Origin of the sequence: Pedobacter frigoris (assembly GCF_032678645.1) — a bacterium.
Lineage (GTDB): Bacteria > Bacteroidota > Bacteroidia > Sphingobacteriales > Sphingobacteriaceae > Pedobacter > Pedobacter frigoris_A.
The window spans coordinates 112,362-136,867 of the sequence record NZ_JAVTSP010000006.1 but is presented as its reverse complement, the minus strand read 5'-3'; the positions used below and the strand labels follow the sequence as shown (position 1 = coordinate 136,867).

The following is a 24,506-nucleotide window of genomic DNA, read 5'->3' as shown; positions in this document are numbered from 1 at the left end:
TATTTTTCAAACAGGTGTCATGTACTGTCCTGTGCTGCTGCCATAATATAGGCAGACTGAACGTTTTGATTCAGTCTGCATTAGGAATAAATATGTAATTAAAGGGGTATACTAATCGAAGGCAATCTGATCAGGCCCGGAAATCTTGCTGATGTGGCATGCGCATTTACCTCCGCTTATTTTAAGCACCGCGGATTTGGTCTGTTTGGTCTCTACGGAAGTACCGGTAACTTTCAAATTATCTCCTGCTTCGGACAGGCTATATAGGTTTCCATCGTCAACCACTAAAAAGCTTCCTTTTATCATGTTGATCGCCGCTGCGGAACTGGCATATATTTTTTCTCCGGTCCTCTGATTAACTACACTAAAGTCTGTGACTTCAGCAGGCGCGCCGTTCTTGTCGACGAATCTTATGCTCACTGAACGATATTCATAGGTACACATCTTGTCTTCACAACCAGATCTTCCTCTGTCTTTTTGACAAGAGAGCATGGCTGTACCCATCAATAATAAAAGCGCTATTTTTTTCATATGTTTAAATTTTGGTTTTAAACCATAACGCCAAAATTAGCTAAAACGCTACAGTCTGACTTCTCTTTTATCACTTATATTTAATTGTGAATGTTAAGCATACATTCGCATCTGGCGACATGTTAACATAATGATAATTCATTGTTATCTCAATGTTATTTTAGTTTTGCACAATGGAAATAGCAACCTATGTGATTTACGAACTGCTAATCAGACTTCAGGAATTGAACCCGGGAGTTGGTGAATATGTGTTCTCCAAAAGGAACGATTCCGGAGTATTATTGAGAACCTCAACCGGGAGTATTGATATATCTGAAGAACTCCTGAACAAACAGTTCCATCATCCTTCGTCAATTGATCAGGATGATATTTCAACACTACTCAAAAACTTTAAATTTACCTTATAAAGCTAATAACCGCAATCAAACACTAATATATCTACCTATGAAGTCTTTTCTGGGTATCATATGCAGATAGGCATAGTCTCCGGACAACTGGCTCCGTTGCTTGAGCTGATAAAGAAAATGGCCACCAAGATCAACAATGATAGGACATTTAGCCTGATACCACACCCTGTGGGGATGTTTCCAACAAAAAGAATAATAATGGGAAGTAAGGGGAATATCCCTCAATTCGGGATGGTGAAAATTCAATACCTTAGCCCTGCCAGCTCCATTTAGCAGATCTGTTCTCCGGATCACAGACAAGTGATCGGTATGACAGAATTCATATCCCGCAAGCTTAGGATCATCTACATCCGGCAGATGCTTCAGAATCCTAAAGCCTTTAAATTTCTTTCCGTTCAGTACCCACACGAGTTTTGGATAAAATGCTTCCCTGCTTTCCAGCTCTTCTATACAAATAGGCGAATTCTGAAATTCTATAGTTGTACCACATGGTGTGTATATATCTGCTCTATGTAAATCTCCCAAGCCTTTATCCACAAAACTTACTTCCTGAAAAGTACGTGGAAAAACTTTTTTCCAGTTGCGGTGCCATGGTGTTTCTCCAAAAGATCGCAAAGCCTGCTTTTCTCTTTGTTCGGAAACAACCTGCAATGCATCAGTAGAAGAAAATAAGGAAGAATTGAAATCCATAACAGCATGCTGATAATTTTAGCACTCAGACAAAATTATACTAATCTGTTTAGCAGTCCAAAATATTTTATAAAATCTCAGATTTTTGATATTAAAAAACCTCCTGCTATTCTACTAAAAGAATTGCAGGAGGCTAAACTGGAGCGTATTTCCTAATTAAAGACTGATTTTTCCGGTAATAATTTCTTTACCGTCTTTGTCCAATGCAAACACATCAATAGATGAAGCATTGATTTTTCTGATCAGGAAATAGTTGGTTTTAAACAGCTTCATAAGCGCTTGAGGGCCTGTGCTAAATAATGAAGCAGGTGTAAATGCCAATGTAGACTCATAAAAGATAGAGTTGTAACCCATCATAGCCAGAGGAGTCTGGGCAGCACCCACAGGTGGTGCATATCCGAATGTTACTGCATCTACTGTCTTATTATTAGAGATGGTCGGATAGTTAGCCTTTAAGAAAGTAACGTTTCCTGCCGACTGGTTTAAAAAGTAAACTCTGGCGGGCGCAAATACATCTCCGGCGGCATAGGTCATTTCTGCGTTTAGATAAAACCCAAAGAAACGAGTCTGCGCAAATAGTTTAGCAGTCTCCTGCTCCCAGTCTTTTACCCATGGTAAATTCTCGTTTTTAACCATTTTAAAAATCGCACCGCCTTCACTTGCAGAAGCAGTCCCTTTTCTGTAAGACTGTAATTCAATGACATCTTTAGACACGCTCAACACCTTAAAGAAATAGTCTGTTACGTTTGTACCGCCTATTTCATAGATATCTGAAATAATAGATCCGGTAGCAAAGCTAAACAACGGCATTCCCGTAGCCGCTGATATGTTGAAGTAAGTTGTCCTGTCCTCATTCCCATAAATAGATTTAACACTTACCTTATTTAAGGCGGTATCAAATTTCAAAATCAGGGGCACAGCTGTTCTGATGTCAGGATTGGTAGTGGTTATAAATAATACCCACCCGTCTTTTGAATTGTGCAATTGCGTTTTAAATTCTTTTTCTAAAGCATTTGCGCGACTTTTTGCCTGGCTCCCATCCAATAACTCATCCTTTTTACAGGAGGCAAGCACAGCCATAATGGCGATAAAAAAAGTGATTTTATATATTGTTTTCATCTTTAGTTCTTTTAAAGTTTAACTCATTACAATGGCAAAGTGCTCGCTACCTGATCCAGAATATCGTGCATCTGATGCAGGTCTATTCCTTTATCCAGGTAAAACTTATACACCATCTGATACTTGGTCGCCAGTTTTGGGTTCTTAGCAACTATGGTTTGTATCTGCGCTTTTGAATAACGGATCATAGACTCCACTGAAGTAGCAAAATCTTCTTCCGGTGCAAAACCTCCGTAAGGGGTGAAAAATCCATCCAGCTGTGCATCATTATCTGTTCTGGCTGTATTATCTGGTTTCCTAAGGTAATTCAACTGATAATAAGTACCCTGAGAAACCCTGTCATACAGGTAGCCCCGGCCAAATTTCTGATCCAGCTGGTGCGCGTGTTCATGAAAAAGTGTATTCATGTGATCTCTAAGTCCTGCTTTTGTATACGCGATCTTATCAGCTCCACCCATACCCAGACGATAAAACTGACCATTTAAGCCCGCTCCGGCTGCTGTACCTGAACTAATGGAGTTAAAGTGCACATAGGTACCGAGGATTAAAAATTCAATTGGTTTCTGATTGTTGAAGAACATAGGAAAGTTCTTTTTCAACGGTTCCAACCATAGTTTCTCAACTACATATTTGGTATAAAGTTTAGCCTTATCATACTGAGGTGGCACATAAAAAGTAGTCGGGTCTATTACACGCGGGTTAAATTCATAATACACCCTTACGCCGTAGGTTTTGAAAATCGTATCAGTAAGACTATCTAATCCGTTCCAGGGTCCCTTTTTTACTGCGGTATAATCTATTGGCTCTTCGATGACAATATCATCTTCTTTTTTACAGCCGGTAATAAAGGTACTGGCAATAAACATCACCGCAAGCACCATTAAATATATATTTTTCATTTTCATGTTTTTAAATGTCAACACTAAATTGGTCTATCTTGGGTTCAACTGGATGCCCGGATTTCCTTGTTGTTCTTTCAAAGGAATCTGTAATGCTGTTCGTAAATCATTCGGCATCAGTGTAGCAGCAGGTGCTTCGCCGCGGCCAAGCAGGTGTTCCACTTTTATCCCCATACGTTTAACATCAAACCAGCGCAGTCCTTCTCCGATAAACTCTTTTCTTCGCTCCAGCAATACTGTAGTCAAAAGTGTTTCATTAGTGAAGGAAGCAGGATTAAGTGCTGCATATGGGTTGTACCTCGCTTTACGCAATACTTCCAGATCTTTTAGGGCTTCATCGATAGTCCCGTTACTTCTCAACACGGCCTCAGCTCTGTTAAGAAGCACTTCTTCCATAGAGAAATAAGATGCCCTGAATGTACTGTTCGGATTGTTGGGCTGTGTTTCATACTTTGCCACCATTACCCTCTTATCGATAACAGTCCCAACCGGGTAGGTCAGTTTATTTCGTAAATCTGTAGCTGGTAATAATGTAGTCAGGAAATCTGACACATAAAATCCGGAACGGGTAAATCCTGTCGGGGCAAGAAAACTCAGGTTAGTAGTTGAATAATAATTCATCAGGATACTTGGATGCGTAGTAGGATCCATGTATTTTACGGTAAAGGCCTGAATACCATTGGCAGTGATTACCGTCAAATCTGTCGCCAGATCTCTTACAATACGTCCTTTCTGAGCGATTACAGCATCACTATATTTAATAGCTTCCGTCCATTCTCCTTTATACAATTTTAAACGGCTCATGAATGCACTGGCACTGATTAATGAAAAATGATATGGATTCTTAGGTGCAAAAGCAGCACCTTTCTCCAATAATGCAATTCCTTCCGTAGCATCCTTTTCTATCTGGGCATATACTTCTTTTACTGTAGATCTTGGGTATTTCTTAACATTTTCCTCGTTTACCTCAGTAATAATGGGCACGCCAAGATCAGTCGCGGCCGTAGATGCGTTATAATGCTTAGAGAATAGATTGACCAGCATAAAATGACAATAAGCCCTTAGCACCAGTGCTTCTCCCATTACCGCTGCTTTAAACTCATCAGATCCGCGGGTAGATGAGCCTACACCATGGATCGCTATATTAGTGCGGTATATTTTTGCGTAAAACTCACGGTACGCCACGTCGGGATTGGTAAAACCATTATCCGGATACTCATCTTTATAAAGATAGATCGGCAGAAAATAGCTTGTCATAGATGCCTGTGCAAGATTAGCATGATACTCGAAATCATCAGTCAGGATATCTGTAAACATTTCCTGTCTGGCCGGATAAGCATCAGCTAATATTTGCTGATAATGTTCAGTAAATCGCAGATCTATTCTATTGTCGTAAGGTTTTTCTGTGAATTTTTTGCAGCCTGATGAACACAATGCAAGCACGGTTAGCAATGAGGCTATAATATTTTTTGTATTCAATAGTTTCATCTTAATATATTTTAAAACTGTGCCATTAATCTTAATGTATAACTTCTTGGATTTGGTAAGCTCACCCCGGTAATTAAGCTCTGAGGGTCTACACCACGCAGTTTTCCGCTTGCCCAGAAATGGACATTATTTGCTGAAAACATCAATCTTGCACTTTTCACCCAAGGTGTTTTCTGCAAAATTTTATTCCCTAAATTGTAAGAAAGCATCACCTCACTTAAGCGCAATACATTGGCACTCGTTACCATCGCATCACTGCGGTTATAGGCAAATTCATTCTGTATAAATGCAGAAGTAAAATATGCGTTCTGAATGTTTGATACTAAACCCGGGATATTGGTCAGCTTTTCATCACCGGCAGTACGCCAGCGGGCATCAATATCCTGAGATGCTGCAAGGTTATCATTATAAACACGGTTGACCATTGGCGACCTGAACACCTTGTTTCCTAAACTATAAGTAAGAAACACCCTTAATTCCAATGATTTACAGCTAAACGTATTCGTCAATGACCCTGTTGTGGTAGGCTGTCTTGACCCCATATAGATAATCAATGAATCGTTGGTGCTGGAAAGCTGTATGTTATCGGTCGTTTTACCGGTATTGCCATCATAGAACAAAGGTTGTCCATTGGCATCTAGTCCGGCCAGGCGATAAGCATACAGACCGTATAATGGTTTGCCTATAGTTCCATAACCTTCTGGCTTGGTTTTCTCAGTGAGCAACGGAGAGAAAACATCCCCCTCTGTCATTGTATTTTTTACATATCCGTAAATCACATTGGCATTCCATTTAAAATCTTTGGTCGCTACAATGTCTCTTATACCCAAAGTAACATCAACCCCTCTGTTGCGCATAGACGCCCAGTTGATGGTCTTGGTCGGAAATCCATCCTCATAACCAACTGTACTTTCCTTGATCAGCTGATTGTTGTTTCTCGAATAGTATTCCGCAGCGATGGTCAGTTTATTAAACAACCCTGCTTCTAAACCGATATTGGCGATATAATCCTTCTCCCAGCTTAAGCTATATAGTTCAGGTGCAAATATCCTGATCCCGATCTCACTGTTGATCGCATCCGGACGGTTTAAATTCACAAAATTGGAATTGATATTTGGCGACGACTGGTATGCATTACCACGTAAAGCATAACTGGCACGCAGTTTCAAAAAGTCTACTTTTCCAGAGGTATTTATACTGCGGAAGAAGTTTTCGCGGTCAATATTCCAGGATACACCTGCACTGTAGTTAGGCAGGAAGCGCGTCTGAGTTCTTCTTCCAAACATGTTATTACCATCTACCCTGCCTGCAAGTTCTACGTTATACTTGTTGTCAAAGCTATATTGAGTAGATAAAAACAAAGCAGTTCTGTTTTCCTGAGTAAAGCCTTCTGTATAAAGTCTCTCATCACGTTCTATAGCTCTCTTAAGTGCCAGAACACTTGGTGAAACAATCTTACCGCCATAATACAGGTAACCGTACCCACGGGTAAAATTACTATTGGTCCTGTCTGAACTAATTTCAAAACCTCCGAAAACGTTGAGATTGTGTTTATCATTCCAGCTTTCTTTCAGACTTAATGTATTTCTCATGTAAAGAAAGTTCCCGTCGTTATTACGCGCATCAAGTATACCACCGCGTGGTAGAATGGTTTCCGGAATTGAATTCGGATCTGAAGGATCTTTGTATAATAATGTATTGGCCTCTCTCAATTTATCATTGGTTGCCACACGATAGGCATTTGCCACGTTTGAATACTCCGTAATTACGTGATCGTATTTTGCCATCGTTTTTCTGGCAGACAAAAGTGTTTCAAATGTCAGTGTGTTACTGATCTTGTAAGTTGGTTTTAAGGAGAACCTGATGTCCTGTGATTTTAGCGTATTGAAATTTTCCTTCAGCTCTTCGAGAATATTAAAAGGAGCATAGCTGCGCAGGTAATACTGTGGATTGCCATTTTCATCATATGGCGACATAGCCCTGCTGGTGGTAGATGCATATGTTGCAGGGTTTAGTTCAAAAGAACGGGTAGTCTCAAAGTTGGTCTGTGTGCTATTGAATGTTCCTGGTGACAATTGGTTACGCAATGAGGCATTCACATTAAAATCAATATCAAAATTCCTGGTAATGTTCAGATTTAACCGAAAGTCTGTTGTATACCTTTTCATGTTATAACCTATAGCCGATCCGTTATCCCCGGCATAACTACCCGATAAATAATAAGTGGCCTTATCACCTCCACCTGAGAATGACAAACTGTGTTCCTGCAGCAGGTTGTTTTTAAACAACACATCAAACCAGTCTGTATTCACAGAACGGGCCCTGTTTAGCGTTGCATTGTACTGGTCTTTGGTGATCAGGTTCGACGCGTATTTCATATAAGCATCAGTAAAAGCCCCTGTTGTAGATGGATAGTTCAATACTGAAAGATATCCGTAGTTATATAAATCATAGGAAAGATCCATAGATTGCTCCGAATTCATTACGTTATACTCATTGATATTTGGTTTAACCCCAATGGTATATGCCGTACTGAAATTGATCATACTGGAATTCTTTTTTCCTTTCCTGGTGGTAATGGAAATTACGCCGTTAGCCGCTCTTGTACCATACAATGCTGTTGCAGATCCATCTTTCAAAATAGAAATGTCTTCAATGTCGGCAGCACTAAGTCCGGCAATGGCAGAACCAAGTAATGATGCAGGATCTCCAGAATACAGCTGGCTTACGTTGATGTTTGCCGGTGATGCAATAGGAACCCCGTTGATTACATATAATGGTTCCTGATTGGCACTGATAGATGCATTACCTCTGATCCTGATTTTTGGAGTAGCTCCAAAAGTACCGGATACATTCTCCACGCTTACACCTGCCGCAGCACCTTGCAGCATTCTGGAAACATCGGTATAACCTGAGCGGTTGACAATTTCTTTGTCAACCTGACTTATAGATCCTGTAAATGTCTTTTTATCTACTTTCTGATAACCGGTAACAACTACCTCTCCGAGGTTTAAATCACCACCATCTAAAACGATATTCATAAAAGTAGTGGTAGCGGGAATCTCGCGTTTGTTAAAGCCAATATAGCTGACTACCAACGTAGCGCCTGCCTTATCTATTTTCAAAGAAAACTGACCCTCCGCATTAGTTTTGGTCACGTTTGTTGTATTTTTCTCACTAATCGTAGCACCTGCCAGAGGATTTTTACCGTCAGTGACCTTACCCGTGATCACTACCTGTTGCACAGTCTTCACGGAGGTACTTACTTTAGGGATCAGGGGATTGATTAAAATGGTTTCTCCTTCGATCTCAAATAAAAACGGCTGGTTTGTCATCGCTTTATCGAGCGTCTCATTTAAAGATGCTTCCTGCACAGACATGCTTACTGGTCGGGCCTGACTCAGTAAATCGGTATTGTAAACAAGTTTATAGCCACTTTGCTTTCTGATTTCCTGCAATACTTCTTTCAGTGGACTATTCTTTACCGAAATAGTAATCTTCTGAGAGAATGACTTAGCCGAGATCTGCAAACTTGCTATAACTATTAAAAGAGCAGTTAATTTCATGGCTAGTGAAAATTTGGTGGTGAAGTCTTTAACAAGTAAAAAATGCTTCCATAGGCGGAGCAATAGCTTGCGCTGAACAATTAAATTCATATGTTTGTTTAGTTGTAAGGTAATTGGTTAACTCTTCGTTGATTGATGATCGGTTGCCTTCATCATAACCGGTTGCGTTGCCGCGCAATCGGTTTAGTTTTTTAAGGGAAGTACATTTCGTATTACATAAGCATTTGGTTTAGTTGGTTAGGTTAGTTAATTGATTTAAAATTATATTTAGCTGGAAGTTTTTATCACATTGTTGACCAATTGAAATTTAATATTTCCCGTTTTTCTCAGCATATTTAATACACTTTGCAGGGTCTCTTTTCTCGAGATCATCATATTGTAACGGGTTTGAGGAACCTGTGTATAATCTACGTCTACATCATACCATCTTGACAATTGCTTCAGGATGTCTTTTAAATACATGTCCTCATATACAAAATTGCCATTCTTCCAGGCCCTGGCATTTTCAGCATTGGTTTTCACTACCTGAAGGTTGTTGTTCCGTGAAAGAATAGATTGTTCACCCGGACTAAGAATTTTATTACTTTTCCCCGCACGTTCCTGCACATTAACTTTCCCGGAGATCAGGGTTGTCCGTACCAATTCATCATCTTCATATGCGCTGATGTTAAATTCTGTACCTAAAACCTGTACAATCTGAGTTGGGGTTTCTACAAAAAAAGGAATATGATTTCCATTCCTTGTTACTTTCTCTACCTCAAAATATCCTTCTCCCGTAAGCTGAACTCTTCGTTCCGTACCATTAAAAGCTAGTGGATATCGCAGTGATGAAGAAGCATTAAGCCATGCTCTTGTCCCATCGGGTAATATGATTTCATATTGCGCGCCTTTAGGTGTAGTCAATTGGTTATATTTAAGTTCACCGGCATTTACAGCGGTGCCTGCTTCATACACAAGTGTACCGTCTTTTGTACGCTTTATTTTTATACCAGCATCATTCAGTACTGTGCTATCATTTGCGCCGAGTGCTACGGAAGTTCCATCTGCTAGAGTCAGAACAGCCTTATTGGTTCCCGGCTGCACATCATTTACACTGCTCAGCTGATTTACGATGTTTTTAGGCTTGTTATATTGAGTATAAAAATAAACAGAAAAGAAAACTATTCCTGCAAGGCAGGCTGCGGCCGCATACTTTACAAATAGCGGGAGAACACGTGATGGTTTTTCTGCAAAAAGCTGATCTTTCAGATAAGCATCAGTCTGGTTAAAAACGGCTATTACTTCTGGCCGTTGCTCAAAATCTTCAGGCACTCCTGCTTTTAACTCTTCAAGAATCAGCAGTTTCAATTCCTCATTATCTTGATGCCCCCCAAAGTGTGCAATTAGCGCACTTACTTCCTCAGGAGTACATTCATTGTTAAGATAGCGATTAAATAATTGAGTGCTTTGTTCCATTTTGTCCTTCTCTCTTTTAAGCATATACGCTTGTTAGAGAAAAAGCAACTACTCCAATATCATTTTTTTTATTTGGACATGGTCAGTAAAAACAAAATAACCATTAAATCTATACTGGAAAGGTTTTTCTTTAAGATCCTTGTGGCTTTTACGATGTGGTTATTAACTGTGGCAGTAGAGATATTCAACAATTCTGCTACTTCATTATAACTTTTGCCCTCTACTTTGCACAGTTTAAAGACTTCACGGCATTTTGGGGGTAATAATTCGATCTCCTTTTCCAAAAGACTTAAATTCTCTTTTAAATGCAGCCCCTCTTCTATTGGATTATATTCATCTCCTGCAGATAACGCAATAAGTTTTTCTTCCAGCTTTTTATCCCTTGATGCTTTCCTGAAAAAATCATATACCTTATTTTGTGCAATGCGAAGAATATAATTATCAAATGATTGCTCAGGATCTATGGAGCTCTTATTGTTCCATAGGCTCACAAATACCTCCTGCAAAACATCAGAAGCAAGCTCAGGAGATTTAATCATTTTGAGGATGTTTGAATAAATCCGGCCTCTGTATTGCTTATAAAAAAAATCAAAGGCAGTATTGTCTCCGGCCTTTAGTTTCATAAGCATTTCAAAATCTGCAGCCGGAATATTTTTATCCATATAAGAGTTATTTCTTAAGCTTCTCTATCAAATTCACTATTATCAGGAACATCAATTCCACAAGATCAGTACAGACTAATGAAACAGAGCTAACTATATGACGAGGTGATAGATGTAAATCTATTTCACACTGTCAAATATAACTTATTTTTCAAGATGAGAAAATTCAAAACTCATACCACAGCCAGGACAGGATAAACCATCCCCGGCTTACCGGAAAACGAGGTTAAAGGATTCGTTGAAAATGATTTTCAAGATGGTTACGCATGGCGTTCCTGAAAAGCTCAGGAGAACCATTCTCTAAAATATCTACCAAACCTTTATGGGATACAAATTTATTGAGGGTTACGTTTTTCTTCAGCAGTCCGCTGTTGTTTACAAAATCAAAAACAGGCAGCAACATCCGCTGAAATTTCTTTAATGTCTGATTACCTGTGATCTCGTAAAGTTTGCCATGGAAAGCGATTTCGTGGTCAATATCAAAAATATAGTCTTTAGAAGTCTCAGGCTCATTCTCCACAATTTCCTTTAGTTCCTTAATGTCTTCGGGAGTAATGTGGCTAAACAGGAAATCGGCCATACCTATTTCAAGTACCAATCTGATCTCAAAAATCTCTTTTAAGGTTTCCTGATCCAGGATATGCGGATTCATGCTTTTGCCTAGAATTGCAAATAAATCAGGACTGGTAATTACCGTTCCTTTTTTCTTTTTAGTCTCTATCAGCCCCATCATCCTCAGACGCAATAATGCTTCCCTAACCACTGTACGGCTCACACCAAGTGAAGTACTGAGCTCTAATTCTGTCGGTATGCTATCCCCCACCTTCAGCTTCCTAACCTGCAGCAACTCTACAAGATTTGCCTCAACACGATCCACCAAAGAACTTGTGTCAACCTGCCTGATAGATTCTAGTAACTCCATTTTGTATAAAAATTTAATCGCCAACGAGCTGACGCACATTTCAAATATAACGCAATGCAAATATCGAACAAAATCCCGACTCTATTATGTATCACATAAAAAAATATCAATGAGAAGCACCTGTAATCTTTGCCTCATCAAAATCAAGCTGATATTCCTGCCTGCGAATTTCCTCATCACTGAATGTCCGCTCACGGCGAATGGCAAAAAGCTCTTTCTTCTGTACTTCATAAAGATCCAGTAATACATGGTTATAAAGTTCAATCTCCTCTTTCTCCGTATCCACACACTCCAGTGATTCCAGTCTTTCATTGATGAGTATAGCGTCACTTTCCAGTTGCCTCTTTAGAAAACCGACCAGCTCATTCTCCTTCATCTCAACCGAATACTTTTCATGTAGTCGTTCCAGCGCAACTTTCATTAAACGAACTTTAATCGCAGCTTCCTGTTCTTCAGAGGGAGGGAAATCCTCGATGTCCTTTATTTTGATCCATTTAATGATCAACGGTAATGTCAGCCCCTGAAACACGAGGGTAACTAAAATCACAATAAATGTGATGAATAAGATCAGGTTACGATGTGGGAATGCTTCTCCATTTTTAAGCAAAAGAGGAACGGACAATGCCGATGCAAGGGAAACAACCCCTCGCATGCCAGCCCAGCCCACAATCAAAGGCCCTTTCCAAAGCGGATTCGCCGGATCCATGCGCTTCGTATTTCCCAACCATTTCGGGACATAAGCTATGGGCAACACATAAACCAGCCTTACCACTATGGTAATCAAACTGATGATCAACCCGTATTTGATCGCTTCTGCCATAGAATAGTCACCCAGGTTTTTCATGACTACCGGCAGTTCCAATCCAATAAGAATAAATACAAGACCATTCAATACAAAACCTACAGTTGCCCATACACTTACTGCCTGGATCCTGGAATTGCTATGCGAAAATATTTCATGTGACCGGTAGGACAAAAACAACCCTCCAGCTACTACTGCCATAACTCCCGAGTAATGAAAATGTTCTGCGGCTATGTACATAAAATACGGCGACATTAGCGTCAATGAGGTATCTATGCTTGGTGTAGTTGGCAAAAACCGATGCACTACATACATGACATGGGCTATAGCCAGACCTATAATCACGCCCATAATTGCAGCGATAAAAAACTGTCCTACGGCTTCGCCCATTGAAAACTGTCCGGAGATGACTGCCACTACCGCAAATCTGAAAACAATTAAACTGGAAGCATCATTGATCAGGCTTTCTCCTTCCAGTACAGTGGTAAGCCGTCCGGGTATTTTCACATTTTTCAATACCGAAGTAGCTGCTACCGCATCGGGTGGCGAAATGATCCCACCTAATAAAAAGCCCAATGCGAGGGTAAAGCCAGGTATCATAGAAGATGAAACATAAGCAACAATAACCGAAGTAAAAAATACCAGTCCAAATGCCAGCATGGCTATCGGCCTCCTCCATTTCCAAAAATCATTCCATGAGGTATACCATGCAGCTTCATACAGCAAGGGAGGCAGAAAGATCACAAAGATCAACTCAGGTTCAATTTCAATCACCGGCACGCCCGGAATGAAGCTGATGGCCAAACCTGCAAGCACTAAAAATATCGGATAGGATATTTTGAGCTTTTGCGCAAGCATGATCAGCATAAAAGTTGCAAAAAGCAGCACGAGTATAAAAAGTATATTCTCCTGAAACATAGTGGGTAGATGCGTTGTAACGTTTTTAATATAGCTTACAATTAAAGCGATTGTAATTTAGAAAAGATTATTGATTTATTACATTTGTTACGCATCATTTAACCATGAGGCAACAACCCATTTCAACCCCTTTTCTAAACCCACACAAATGAAACGATTTATTGCATTAACCTTTACCTTATTCCTGATGAAGGGCGCTTTCTCTCAACAAATAAAATACACCAATGGAAATGATTCCTGGAATCCGGATTCACTCGGAAACCATCGCGCCGTACTCCAGGTAACTAATGCCGGGAAAGTAGCGAAAGCCACCATAAACTGGAGAAGAAGGGATGCGAAACCTGAACTCAAAGCCATATGGGTGGTAGACGCCAGGACCAACAAAATCATTAAAAACACCAATGCCACAGATGTTAACCGTGAACATGGAACTGTTTATTTCGAGCCTACCTCTGGCCCAGGCACCTACTATGTCTACTACATGCCTTACCAGGTAGAAGGCCGGTCCAATTATCCAAATGCGCAATACGTAAAGAACCAACCGAATACGCAATGGTCGGGTGCGACCCAAAATGCTGTTCCTGCACTGGTAAAAGAAATACAGTCGGTAAATGCAATGAATAGCTTTTACCCAATGGAGGTGATTGCAACAGCAAAAGAAACACAGGCCATAATCTCACAGCATCCTCAAAGTGATTATCTTGTATTTACGGAAAACAGGACCAACCCCATCAAAATGACAGATGATCTCCCTCAAAGGTGGATCACAAAAGGATTAACAAACTCTTTCAGTGGAACCGCATCCAAAGGAGAGAATTATGCATTTCAACTGGGCATATACCCTGTCAAAAAAGATCTGAATGATGTTAAAGTGAGTTTCAGCAACTTAAAAAACAAAGCCGGAAACACCATTCCTGCCGGCGTTTTATCTTGCCTGAACACTGAGGGAACAAACTGGGACGGATCAAAACTGCACAAAGTGGTTGATGTGCCCAAATTAAAAGTACAGGCGCTATGGATACTGGCAAATCTGCCTGCTACTACAGCGGCCGGAACCTATACCGGTACAGCTACTGTTACAGCTAAAGGTACTGCCAGTACTATAATTAAAATTAACATCACAGTTGGCAATACACCAATTAAAGACGGCGGCATCAATGAACCGTGGAAGCAAACCAGACTTACCTGGCTCAACTCTACACTGGCCCAGAAAAATGAAGTTATAGCTCCTTACATACCATTAGCAGTAACCGATAAGACCATTGCATTATTAGGAAGAAAACTAACGATAAATAAAGATGGACTACCTGCTCAGATCCAGACCTTCTTTACGCCTGAAATGACTGAGATTTCCAGTACACCTAAAAACATCTTAACTGAACCTATTCATTTTCATGTTGTAAAATCAAACAACAAAGACATAGTATGGAAAAATGACGGGGTAAACTTTACAGAAACCAAGCCCGGAATAGTAAAATGGACTACAAAGAATACTTCTGATAGTCTGGACATGGATATCAATGCATCTTTAGAGTCAGATGGCTTTATGTCTTATACGGTCAGGTTTCTGGCTAAAAATGAGATTAAATTAAACGACATCAGACTGCACATACCTATCCAGCCTGCGGCAGCAAAATACTTAATGGGGCTTGGACAAAAAGGGGGCACCAGACCTGATACACTAAACTGGAAATGGGATGTTGCCAATAAAAATCAGGATGGTGCGTGGATCGGAGATGTAAATGCTGGTATCCAATACTCACTGAGGGATCAGCACTATATACGTCCGCTAAACACAAACTTCTACCTTCAAAAACCATTGTTGCTGCCTACTTCATGGGGCAATGCAGGTAAGGGTGGTATCCAGATCTTTAAAAAAGGCGCGGCAGTTCTTGCCGATAACTACAGCGGTGAACACTTCATGAAAAAGGGAGATACCCTTTATTATAACTTCACCTTATTGATCACTCCTTTCCATCCAATCAATACTGATTTCCAGTGGAGCAACCGCTTTTACCACAAATACAATAACCTGGACACCATAAAAGCAACTGGCGCAACATTAATCAATATACACCATGCCACCCCTATCAATCCATTTATCAACTACCCTTTCATCGCACATAAGGAAATGAAAAGCTATATTGATGAAGCGCATAGTAAAGGGTTGAAAGTTAAAATTTACAATACAGTTCGTGAACTTTCCAACAGTGCCTACGAAACCTTCCCATTGCGTAGCTTAGGCCATGAGATCTACTCTACCGGAAAAGGTGGCGGTTATTCCTGGCTACAGGAACATGTGGGCAATGACTACATCGCCGCATGGTACGTACCTGAAATTAAAGATGCAGCGATTGTAAACAGCGGAATGAGCCGCTGGCACAATTACTACGTTGAAGGAATGAACTGGCTGGTTAAAAATGTAGGTATAGATGGCATTTATCTTGATGATGTGGCCTTTGACCGTACCACGATGAAGCGCATCAAAACTGTACTTACCCAAAACGGGCATCCTGGAATCATAGACCTGCATTCTGCAAATCAATACAACAAAAGCGACGGCTTTAACAACAGTGCGAATCTTTACATGGAACATTTCCCATACCTTAATCGTTTATGGTTTGGCGAGTACTTTGACTATGAGAAAAGCGGACCGGATTTCTTCATGACTGAAGTATCTGGTATTCCATTCGGACTAATGGGCGAAATGCTGCAGGATGGTGGAAATGCATGGAGAGGGATGGTTTATGGAATGACGAACCGTATGCCATGGAGTGATGGTGCAGATCCTCGTCCGATATGGAAAGAGTGGGACAAATTTGGAATGCAGGGAAGCAGGATGATTGGTTACTGGGTAGAAAACAACCCGGTTAAAACCAGCAACCCTGAAGTACTGGCCACCATTTATAAAAAAGAAAAGAGTACATTGATTGCACTGGCAAGCTGGGCAAAGGAAGATGTAAAGATAAAGCTAAACATCGACTGGAAATCACTGGGCATAGATCCGGCAAAAGCGACCATCAGTGCTCCAGATATTAAAAACTTTCAGCCGGCAAAAGTGTTTAATGCCAATGATGAAATTACAGTTGTGCCGCGCAAAGGCTGGATGATTGTGATCAAAGAAAATTAAGATGATGAAATTTAAACCACTTGCCTTTATAATCAACATAGCCATTCCACTTGGAATTGGCTATGTTGGTTCTATATTTACCGCAGAATCAGTAAAAACCTGGTATAAAACACTGAACAAACCTTCTTTTAATCCTCCAGATAGTTTATTTGCACCCGTCTGGACCACACTTTTTGTCCTGATCGGAATCTCTGCCTATCTGGTATGGCAAAAGCGTGCTCAGATTAAGAATTTTCCACGTACAGTAGCCATTTACCTGATCCAGCTGATACTAAACCTGATGTGGTCCTTTATATTTTTCTACGCAAAGCAGATTGATCTTGCACTGTTCGAAATCATTATATTCCTCATCATGATCATCATCAATGCAAGGATTTTCTATAAGATAGATAAGGTGGCCGGCCTTCTTTTTATACCCTATATCCTCTGGGTGAGTTTTGCCACCTTACTTACCTATAACATCTTTATATTGAACTAGCAGGTTTATATTGAACTAGCAGGATGATTAAATATCGGTCTTAACTTCCGCATCCGTCAGGCGGTGCGGTTGTCCTTCACCTGTGGTGATCAGGTTAAACAAACTATGCTGCAGGAAATAGTTCCAGCCTTTAAAACAATCCTGGTAACATTCGCTTTCCGGAACTAAACCTATGTGGGTGAAGTTCAATAGAGTCTGGCCTTCTGTTTGAGAAATTTCGAAGCAAATCTGCGTACCTGTCCACTCCTCTTTATCTTCGAGAAAGCTTAAATGGCTCTCTGTAACCAGCCACAATATTTTTTGATTAGGAATAACTACAGTTAATTTTTGTTTGGAATAATGCATATCGGCAAAGCGGACCTCGAATTCATCGTCCAGTTTTTCGGATTGGCCTTTGAAATCTTCCGACCACCAGGCGCGGATATCATTGATGGCCCCAAACACTTGTTCCGGGCTTTGGTCTACCAATAAAGTAGTGTTAAAATCTGTTGTTTTCATATTTATAGTTTTTGGTTGATTAATTAGCATTTATGCTCAGATTGCTGGTTTTTATTCAACAAGGTGTCCAATTTTTTCAGTTTAGAGGTCCAGAACTCATCAAAATAGTTTAACCAGTTTTGCAGTTCCTCGAATCCGTCCTTTTTCAGTGTACAGTAACGTTCCCTACCCATGTCCTGGATGGAAATAAACCCGGAGGCTTCCAATATTTTCACATGCTTGGAAACGGCGGGCCGGCTCATATCGAAATGATCAGCCAGGCCATTGATGGTCAGGCTGTCTTCAGAAAGTAGCATGATCATCTTTCGTCTGCTGGGATCTCCGATCACCTGGAAGGCATCAAGCGTTGGTACGGCCATGGTCTGCAGCTTTTAAAAGTTTATCAATATTCTGGAATTTTTCCAACCAGCCGTGTAACAGTGCATGGTACATTTCAAGATTCTCTTCCTGATTAAAACCACGATGTTCTAAAAAAACCTCCGTGCCATTTTCTCTTACCTCCAGTTGCCAGGTCACCACCGACTCCAGGTTGATCTCTCCTCCACCCGGACCACAATTCCAGGAGTAAACTAATTTTTTTAACGGTTCAATGTCCAATACTTTGCAATGAAAGATGCCGTCAAAATTCAGATTTGCTTTTGCACCGGTCCGGAACTGAAACTCATGACCTATTATAGGTTGAAAATCATTTTTCATGAGCCATTGTGCCATCAGTTCAGAATTGGTCAGGTATTCCCAAACCGTCTCAACGGGATGGGCGAAGAAATACTGGTGTTTAATAAGTTTTGCCATAATACGTAACCCTTAAGTTACTCAAATATATAAGTAACTTGTGAGTTACGCAAATTTATTTGAAAAAAGTGTTTGGGATTGCAATCAGAGTCTCTGCTCCGCAGGATAGCGCGGCTATGAAAAAAAACCTTAATTTTAAGGTATGAAACTCCTTAAAATACTGATCCTATTTCTCTTTGCCAGCCCTGCCGCCGAGGGATATGCGCAAAAAGTAGGTTTGGTACTGAGTGGTGGTGGAGCTAAAGGCCTGGCTCATATAGGAATTCTAAAGGCCCTGGAAGAAAATAACATTCCGATAGATTATATAACGGGAACTTCCATGGGGGGAATAGTGGGCGCCATGTATGCCGCCGGATATTCACCGGCCCAAATTGAAAAGGTTGCGCTAAGCATAGATTTTCAGGATTGGGTAAGTGGCAGATATAAGAGCGACTATAGTTTCTTCTTCCAGAAAAAAAGCATCAACTCATCAATCCTGACCGCCAAACTGTCTGTAGATACAAATTTAAGGCTCAATTTCCGTTCAAATCTTGTCAATGATATCCCTTTGAACTTTGCGCTGCTGGAGCTCTTTTCTCAGGCCTCAGCCATTTCTAAAGATAATTTTGACAATCTTTTTGTCCCCTATCGCTGTATGGTTTCAGACGTCTTATCTCAAACTAGCATTACCGTAAGTAAAGGCAGTCTCGCAGAAGCCGTTAGGGCAACCATGACCGTTCCCCTGGTTTACCGACCCATCAAACTGGATGAAAAATATGTCTTCGACGGCGGGCTCTACAATAATTTCCCGGCTGACGTAATGAAGAAAAATTTTAATCCTGATATCATCATCGGATCAAACGTCTCTTCCAAGAACTATAACGAATATCCAAAAAACGATGAACGGTTAATGAATCGCCTGATGGTCTTCATGTTCCTCTCAAAATCAGATTCCACACTTATCGGCGAAAATGGAATTTATATACAGCCTGATCTCCGTGGTTATTCTTCTACTAATTTTAATCCTGTAGCGGCACTCATCAAGCAAGGATATGATGCGACCATTGCTGAAATGTCTCAAATCAAACAAAAAATCCATAAGCGGGTCAGCATCTCTGAAGTAATGCTGCGAAGGAATAGCTTCAACAACAAAAAACCGGATCTTGTATTTAGCAGTGTAACGGTAACCGGAGTAAACGCACAGCAAAAAAGATACATTGAACGTCTTTTTAAAAGCGATCAGGCCACCTTTAATCTCAATGACATCAAACAAGGTTACTATAAGCTTGTGGCAGATGAAACGTTTGAAACCGTCTATCCTAAAATCTCTTATAATCCTTTAAGTGACAGCTATAATTTTGAAATTGTAGCAAAGCCTCAGAAAAGCTTTAAAATAGATTTTGGTGGAAATATTGCAACAAGGCCGATCAGCAATGTATTTCTGGGCGTCCAATACAATTACCTAAACCGAAAATCCTACACCTTTGGCACTAACTTATACTCCGGACGTTTTTATGAGTCACTGCAGCTTAGCGGCCGTATAGACTACCCTTCGCGCCTGCCTTTATTCCTTGCGGCCGAAATGACTTATAACCACTTCGATTATTACAAAACCAGCTCCATATTTATAGAAAATCCACATCCAACTTATATTGAGCAGGCCGATAGAAAAATAGATTTAAAAATAGGATTTCCCCTCAATCGAAATACCCGGGTAACACTCAACACTTCATTTATCAACAACAATGACCGATATAGTCCGAATAACCAGTTTACCATAGGTGATATATTGGACAAAACAGTTTTTAACGGTTCCAGATCTACCTTTGCCTTTGAGCAATATACTTTTAACCGCAAGCAATATGCCAGCAGAGGCCGAAACTTTCTCTTGAGCTTCAATTACTTTTCAGGCCGGGAAAACTATACTGCAGGCAATATTATGGGAAACCAACTCTTATTGAATAAAGTTCAAACTACAAAAACATACCGGCAATGGATCAATCTCAAAGTTAGCGACGAAAACTATTTCTTTACAACTCCAAAATATTCATTAGGGTACCTGGCAGAAGGCGTATATTCCAACCAGCCTTTGTTTTCAAATTATTACTCAACTTTACTGGTTGCTCCTGCATTTTATCCTTTGCAGGACAGCAGATCTGTATTCCTTGAAAATTTCAGGGCAATCAGTTACCTGGCCGGCGGTATTAAGAATGTATACACCATTAAAAGAAATCTGGATCTGAGAGCTGAAGGGTACATATTTTTACCTTATCAGAAATATGAAAGAGAAGGTTTTCAGGGAATAGGTACCATGAAACCACTTACCAAATGGCAGTATGCCGCGACAGCAGGCTTAGTGTACCACAGCCCGGTTGGCCCTGTAAGCCTCAGCTATAATATATACGATGACCCGATAAAAAGAAACGGCGTTTTACTACATTTGGGGTATCTGATTTACAATAAACGATCTATAGAATGAAACAAATATATCTGCTGACTTTCCTTTCCATTTGGTGTATTTCTTCACATGCGCAAAATTCCAAGACCAACATCAATAATTTTCTTGTCAAAGAAAGTCTGCTTAAGAACAGTAAATTAGCAATCATAGCGGCAGATTCAGCAGAAAACCCGATTGAACAGATCAATGGTATCTACACCTTTACGGTAAGTGGATTTTCTCAAACACTCACATTTAATGACGGGGTAGCCGTGCTTCCAATGAAACTCGATAAATCGGCATTTGTATACATTAAACATGAAAATGACCAGGGGACACACAGTAAGCTGCTCTATGTATATAAAAAAGATGGCACTTTAAGTCCTTATGCCATCAGCAGCATGTGGCTGGTACTATTTCCTGCAGCAATCATACTGCTGGCATTTACCTTCCGGAAATTTATTATAGCGGCTGTAGTGATTATGCTGGTGTTCATTTATTTCAATCATAGCAACGGATTAAACCTGTCTACCTTTTTTGAAACTATATTCGACGGTCTAAAAAATCTGTTTTAGAAAGGCATTCCTATACCAAAATTGTACTGTACAAAGCGATACCTGTCAGGACTGTTTTTAAGGTAATATTCATCCTTAAATGCTCTTCCCCCGCCCAGGAATTTACTGATCACCCATTGGTCTGAGCCTTGAAACTGAGGGTCTTTAAGTTTCAACCCAATGTCGAACCTAAACACAAAATACTGAACATCGTACCTGAACCCCATTCCAGTTCCTAAAGCGATCTGACTACCGAGCTTATCCAGCTTAAAATAGGTTTCCTCAAATCCATCACTGCTGGCTATATTCCAGACGTTACCGGCATCCAAAAAAAACGCACCTTTTAATTTCGCTCCAAAGAACTTATTGAGAAGTTTATAACGGTATTCCAAATTACTTTCGATATGTATATCAGCCAATTGATCTAGGCCATATAATGCTTTACGTACCGCCTCATCAGGAAGCCTCTCTCCTCTACTGTAATTTCCTGGTCCTAGTGTTCTTGCCTGCCATGCCCTTACCCCGCTTGATCCGCCTGCGGCAAACAGTTTCTCAAATTGGATATACCTAGAATTCCCATATGCATAACCGACACCAGCATTTATCCTCGCTACGAATTGCTTTTCACCACCTAAATTCTTATACCATCTGAGATCAACTTCCGGCCTGACGTATTGATTAAATGGCAATCCAAGTACCTTCGCGTCTTTACCATTTTCATCGCCTTTACTCCCTCCCAGTTTTGAAACAAGCTGTAAAAGATTTCCCGCCATATCCAGACTTCCTCTGAAATAAATGAAATCGCTATTCCCCACTAGCTTGTCAGCATTAAGGGAATAAGAATATTTAATACCAAGAGTCAGGTCTTTTCTAATTAACTGAGACAAGGTATATACATCAAGCAGTCCACTCGGTACGTTGGTTGAATTACTATCAATCAGTAATCCGCCAAAACGATATTCAAAATTCAAAGGCGTAACGGTATGGAATTTCGATTTAGACTCTACAAACTCATAAGTAAGGGAGGTCTGAAACAGACGTCGTTCAAAAATATCTTTTTGCAGGGCAAAGGTATAACTACTAGAGAAAATCGTGTGTGGCATGCCCCCTTTTCTGCTCGGTCTTGCGGTGATCAATGGCAACATCAGCCTCGGAACTGTGAGGTTGGCACTAACAGAAAAGTCACGCTGGTAAATGTCGTTAAAAAGACCCCGGCCCTGACCGATCCTCGATTGTAAGCCTCCTTTCACCTGAAATTCAAATCGCTCCGCACCTCTGAAAAGATTGTTATTCGTATAGGTATTGCTCAAGGTAAATCCAACGGTTCCCGCATTAAACGGCACCTCTCCCTCCACCCTGTTGCTCATGATCTTCTGAGGAATCAACTGGATCACGGGCAATACCTTATTGGAGCTATCCTGTGCCTTATTGTAATCTATCTTAACGTTTTTAAATACATTGAGTTCATACATCCGATCGTAAGTAAGGTTTTCATTCCAGATATTATACATTTCAGATTCACGAAGAAAGTTATACCTCACGATTGGATTACGCCTAAACTTTTTTGAAAGATCCGTATACCTCAAACCCCGAAATACTTTATCATTCATATTCAGTGTATCCGGAAAACCATCTGCATCGGGTGCAATGATCAGATTAGTCTCTCCAAGTGTAAACTGCTGATGGGCCGACTTATTCAACGGATTATCAATAAATAAAGTAACATTCGCTTTGCTGGCGTTTAGGTTAGAATCGACATCATATTTCACATACGGACGTGCGAACTCAAAATAACCATTTTCTTTCATCACCTGGTAGATTTGATCCCTTTCATAGCCCAGCGAATCATCATCATACCTCATCCCTTCTTTTAAATGCGTGAAAGCTTCCTTTTTAGACAAATACAGATCCTTTACTTTAGGATCAGCTATTTCATATTTGATTTTATTGACAGAGAACACCGGCCCCGGATCTACTTTAAAGTGAAGATCAGCCCTTTGGTTCTTTACCTTGATATCTGATTTTACTTTTGCCTTAAAATATCCTTTACTGTTTAAGAATTTTTCAATCTGAGTTCTTGAAATCTCTACGAGCGCACTATCCAGAATTGGAGGAGGTGTACCCAAAGGTTTAATATCACTGGTTTTATATTTGCCGTTCTTAGTATTAAACACATTATATATCAACACATTAATACCTATTGTAGACGTAGGCCTGATGTCTTTCTGGATGTAGTTGTATGCTTCCTCTTCAAAAGCTTTATCTATGCTGTCTATATCGACATGTTTAACGATCGACTGATAATCTTCAATATATTTTGTTGACGAACATCCTGTGACAAAAACAATAATAAATAGTAATATTGCACCGAACTGGACACTGCTTTTATAATTATAGTATGCTTTCAAAATCTCAGATAAGTTTTATAAAATCGTTACATCAAAAAAAGTACCGTAAAGAAAATGGGATATTTATCATTGAAGGTATAAAATCTATTGTAGAATTTATTCAGTCATCCTATCAAATCCACAGCATTTATTACCTGGCCCAATACCAGTCTTTACTACCAAGTCTACCTGCAAATATAAAGTTATTTGAAGTAAACAACGCTGAACTGGATAAGATTAGTACATTGCAAACGCCGCAGGGAATTATTGCGCTGGTACATATCCCGAAAAGCCCTGTATTGGATTTAAAAACACTGAAAGGTTCTTTTTCATTGGTTCTGGATGGCATCCAGGACCCCGGAAATCTGGGTACCATCATCCGCACGGCCGACTGGTTTGGATTTAAAAATGTAATTTGCTCAAATAATACCGTTGAGGTTTATAACCCAAAAACAGTACAGGCTACTATGGGTTCACTAAGCAGGGTAAATACTTTTTACCTGGATCTGCCGGAATTTTTAAGTCAGGCAAAGATGCCCGTATTTGGCGCTGTACTTGATGGTAACAGCATGTATAAAACCAATTGGGGCAATGAAGGATTGGTGATTCTGGGCAACGAAGGTCAGGGAATCAGCAATGAAGTAACGAATTTAATTACCAATCCTGTAACCATTCCACGAGTTGGAGGCGCTGAGTCATTGAACGTTGCCATATCAGCAGCGATATTATGTGCAGATATTAATAGAAATTTGCAGAAATAAATTGGATCATAATATATAATTGTTATTTTTG

Annotated in this window: 20 protein-coding genes; 6 read left to right on the top strand and 14 right to left on the bottom strand. The window is 40.1% G+C overall.

Annotated features, from left to right (window positions below):
• Positions 1-111: 111 nt before the first annotated feature.
• On the bottom strand, positions 112-531 hold the full coding sequence (locus tag R2Q78_RS18045; RefSeq protein ID WP_316793947.1) for a hypothetical protein: 420 nt from the start codon (positions 529-531) through the stop codon (positions 112-114).
• Positions 532-704: 173 nt separating this feature from the next.
• On the opposite strand from R2Q78_RS18045, the gene R2Q78_RS18040 reads away from it, so the two are divergent.
• Positions 705-938, top strand: coding sequence for a hypothetical protein (locus R2Q78_RS18040; RefSeq protein WP_316793946.1), 234 nt, complete (start codon positions 705-707; stop codon positions 936-938).
• Positions 939-953: 15 nt separating this feature from the next.
• Here R2Q78_RS18040 and R2Q78_RS18035 read toward each other — a convergent pair whose 3' ends face one another.
• The 9 genes from R2Q78_RS18035 to R2Q78_RS17995 form a co-directional block, all read right to left on the bottom strand.
• Positions 954-1,628 (bottom strand): competence protein, encoded by a 675-nt coding sequence (locus R2Q78_RS18035; protein WP_316793945.1) that lies wholly within the window; start codon positions 1,626-1,628, stop codon positions 954-956.
• 156 nt (positions 1,629-1,784) lie between these two features.
• A complete protein-coding gene (locus R2Q78_RS18030) occupies positions 1,785-2,747 on the bottom strand; it encodes a DUF4302 domain-containing protein (RefSeq protein ID WP_316793944.1) in 963 nt (320 codons plus the stop codon).
• Positions 2,748-2,773: 26 nt separating this feature from the next.
• Positions 2,774-3,646: a substrate import-associated zinc metallohydrolase lipoprotein gene (locus tag R2Q78_RS18025; protein WP_316793943.1), complete on the bottom strand. Its 873-nt coding sequence runs from the start codon at positions 3,644-3,646 to the stop codon at positions 2,774-2,776.
• 33 nt (positions 3,647-3,679) lie between these two features.
• Positions 3,680-5,134 (bottom strand): RagB/SusD family nutrient uptake outer membrane protein, encoded by a 1,455-nt coding sequence (locus R2Q78_RS18020; protein ID WP_316793942.1) that lies wholly within the window; start codon positions 5,132-5,134, stop codon positions 3,680-3,682.
• Positions 5,135-5,145: 11 nt separating this feature from the next.
• On the bottom strand, positions 5,146-8,790 hold the full coding sequence (locus R2Q78_RS18015; RefSeq protein ID WP_316793941.1) for a SusC/RagA family TonB-linked outer membrane protein: 3,645 nt from the start codon (positions 8,788-8,790) through the stop codon (positions 5,146-5,148).
• A gap of 177 nt (positions 8,791-8,967) precedes the next feature.
• Entirely contained in the window at positions 8,968-10,179 is a 1,212-nt protein-coding gene (locus R2Q78_RS18010) for a FecR family protein (RefSeq protein ID WP_316793940.1), read from the bottom strand.
• Positions 10,180-10,223: 44 nt separating this feature from the next.
• Entirely contained in the window at positions 10,224-10,817 is a 594-nt protein-coding gene (locus tag R2Q78_RS18005) for an RNA polymerase sigma-70 factor (protein WP_316793939.1), read from the bottom strand.
• Positions 10,818-11,043: 226 nt separating this feature from the next.
• The gene (locus tag R2Q78_RS18000; RefSeq protein WP_316793938.1) at positions 11,044-11,739 is read right to left on the bottom strand and encodes a FadR/GntR family transcriptional regulator; all 696 of its coding nucleotides are present in this window, start codon (positions 11,737-11,739) and stop codon (positions 11,044-11,046) included.
• Between the two features lie 106 nt (positions 11,740-11,845).
• Positions 11,846-13,459, bottom strand: a complete 1,614-nt coding sequence (locus R2Q78_RS17995; RefSeq protein ID WP_316793937.1) for a Na+/H+ antiporter — start codon at positions 13,457-13,459, stop codon at positions 11,846-11,848.
• A 148-nt stretch (positions 13,460-13,607) separates the two neighbouring features.
• Here R2Q78_RS17995 and R2Q78_RS17990 point away from each other — a divergent pair, with 148 nt between their 5' ends.
• Positions 13,608-16,589 (top strand): glycoside hydrolase domain-containing protein, encoded by a 2,982-nt coding sequence (locus R2Q78_RS17990; RefSeq protein WP_316793936.1) that lies wholly within the window; start codon positions 13,608-13,610, stop codon positions 16,587-16,589.
• Between the two features lies 1 nt (position 16,590).
• Positions 16,591-17,067: a TspO/MBR family protein gene (locus R2Q78_RS17985; protein ID WP_316793935.1), complete on the top strand. Its 477-nt coding sequence runs from the start codon at positions 16,591-16,593 to the stop codon at positions 17,065-17,067.
• Between the two features lie 27 nt (positions 17,068-17,094).
• Here the strand turns inward: R2Q78_RS17985 and R2Q78_RS17980 are convergent, their stop codons facing one another.
• Genes R2Q78_RS17980 through R2Q78_RS17970 form a run of 3 tightly spaced genes read right to left on the bottom strand, consistent with a single transcriptional unit; the run spans position 17,095 to position 18,357 of the window.
• Positions 17,095-17,565: an SRPBCC domain-containing protein gene (locus tag R2Q78_RS17980; protein WP_316793934.1), complete on the bottom strand. Its 471-nt coding sequence runs from the start codon at positions 17,563-17,565 to the stop codon at positions 17,095-17,097.
• A 23-nt stretch (positions 17,566-17,588) separates the two neighbouring features.
• Positions 17,589-17,924 (bottom strand): metalloregulator ArsR/SmtB family transcription factor, encoded by a 336-nt coding sequence (locus tag R2Q78_RS17975; RefSeq protein WP_316793933.1) that lies wholly within the window; start codon positions 17,922-17,924, stop codon positions 17,589-17,591.
• A complete protein-coding gene (locus R2Q78_RS17970; RefSeq protein ID WP_316793932.1) occupies positions 17,905-18,357 on the bottom strand; it encodes an SRPBCC domain-containing protein in 453 nt (150 codons plus the stop codon). The genes R2Q78_RS17975 and R2Q78_RS17970 overlap by 20 nt, the downstream gene beginning before the upstream one ends.
• A 142-nt stretch (positions 18,358-18,499) precedes the next feature.
• Between R2Q78_RS17970 and R2Q78_RS17965 the strand changes: the two genes are divergently transcribed.
• Positions 18,500-20,815, top strand: coding sequence for a patatin-like phospholipase family protein (locus tag R2Q78_RS17965; protein ID WP_316793931.1), 2,316 nt, complete (start codon positions 18,500-18,502; stop codon positions 20,813-20,815).
• Complete coding sequence (locus tag R2Q78_RS17960) at positions 20,812-21,348, top strand: hypothetical protein (protein WP_316793930.1); 537 nt, start codon at positions 20,812-20,814, stop codon at positions 21,346-21,348. The genes R2Q78_RS17965 and R2Q78_RS17960 overlap by 4 nt, the downstream gene beginning before the upstream one ends.
• On the opposite strand, the gene R2Q78_RS17955 is transcribed toward R2Q78_RS17960, so the two are convergent.
• Positions 21,345-23,735: a BamA/TamA family outer membrane protein gene (locus tag R2Q78_RS17955; RefSeq protein ID WP_316793929.1), complete on the bottom strand. Its 2,391-nt coding sequence runs from the start codon at positions 23,733-23,735 to the stop codon at positions 21,345-21,347. The genes R2Q78_RS17960 and R2Q78_RS17955 overlap by 4 nt on opposite strands.
• Here R2Q78_RS17955 and R2Q78_RS17950 point away from each other — a divergent pair.
• Complete coding sequence (locus R2Q78_RS17950) at positions 23,726-24,475, top strand: RNA methyltransferase (protein WP_316793928.1); 750 nt, start codon at positions 23,726-23,728, stop codon at positions 24,473-24,475. The two genes, R2Q78_RS17955 and R2Q78_RS17950, sit on opposite strands and share 10 nt — an antisense overlap.
• Positions 24,476-24,506: the final 31 nt, after the last annotated feature.

Coding starts and splice junctions, on each gene's coding strand:
- R2Q78_RS18045 (WP_316793947.1), bottom strand. CDS start 531: ATGAAAAAAATAGCGCTTTTATTATTGATGGGTACAGCCATGCTCTCT.
- R2Q78_RS18040 (WP_316793946.1), top strand. CDS start 705: ATGGAAATAGCAACCTATGTGATTTACGAACTGCTAATCAGACTTCAG.
- R2Q78_RS18035 (WP_316793945.1), bottom strand. CDS start 1,628: ATGGATTTCAATTCTTCCTTATTTTCTTCTACTGATGCATTGCAGGTT.
- R2Q78_RS18030 (WP_316793944.1), bottom strand. CDS start 2,747: ATGAAAACAATATATAAAATCACTTTTTTTATCGCCATTATGGCTGTG.
- R2Q78_RS18025 (WP_316793943.1), bottom strand. CDS start 3,646: ATGAAAAATATATATTTAATGGTGCTTGCGGTGATGTTTATTGCCAGT.
- R2Q78_RS18020 (WP_316793942.1), bottom strand. CDS start 5,134: ATGAAACTATTGAATACAAAAAATATTATAGCCTCATTGCTAACCGTG.
- R2Q78_RS18015 (WP_316793941.1), bottom strand. CDS start 8,790: ATGAATTTAATTGTTCAGCGCAAGCTATTGCTCCGCCTATGGAAGCAT.
- R2Q78_RS18010 (WP_316793940.1), bottom strand. CDS start 10,179: ATGCTTAAAAGAGAGAAGGACAAAATGGAACAAAGCACTCAATTATTT.
- R2Q78_RS18005 (WP_316793939.1), bottom strand. CDS start 10,817: ATGGATAAAAATATTCCGGCTGCAGATTTTGAAATGCTTATGAAACTA.
- R2Q78_RS18000 (WP_316793938.1), bottom strand. CDS start 11,739: ATGGAGTTACTAGAATCTATCAGGCAGGTTGACACAAGTTCTTTGGTG.
- R2Q78_RS17995 (WP_316793937.1), bottom strand. CDS start 13,459: ATGTTTCAGGAGAATATACTTTTTATACTCGTGCTGCTTTTTGCAACT.
- R2Q78_RS17990 (WP_316793936.1), top strand. CDS start 13,608: ATGAAACGATTTATTGCATTAACCTTTACCTTATTCCTGATGAAGGGC.
- R2Q78_RS17985 (WP_316793935.1), top strand. CDS start 16,591: ATGATGAAATTTAAACCACTTGCCTTTATAATCAACATAGCCATTCCA.
- R2Q78_RS17980 (WP_316793934.1), bottom strand. CDS start 17,565: ATGAAAACAACAGATTTTAACACTACTTTATTGGTAGACCAAAGCCCG.
- R2Q78_RS17975 (WP_316793933.1), bottom strand. CDS start 17,924: ATGGCCGTACCAACGCTTGATGCCTTCCAGGTGATCGGAGATCCCAGC.
- R2Q78_RS17970 (WP_316793932.1), bottom strand. CDS start 18,357: ATGGCAAAACTTATTAAACACCAGTATTTCTTCGCCCATCCCGTTGAG.
- R2Q78_RS17965 (WP_316793931.1), top strand. CDS start 18,500: ATGAAACTCCTTAAAATACTGATCCTATTTCTCTTTGCCAGCCCTGCC.
- R2Q78_RS17960 (WP_316793930.1), top strand. CDS start 20,812: ATGAAACAAATATATCTGCTGACTTTCCTTTCCATTTGGTGTATTTCT.
- R2Q78_RS17950 (WP_316793928.1), top strand. CDS start 23,726: ATGCTTTCAAAATCTCAGATAAGTTTTATAAAATCGTTACATCAAAAA.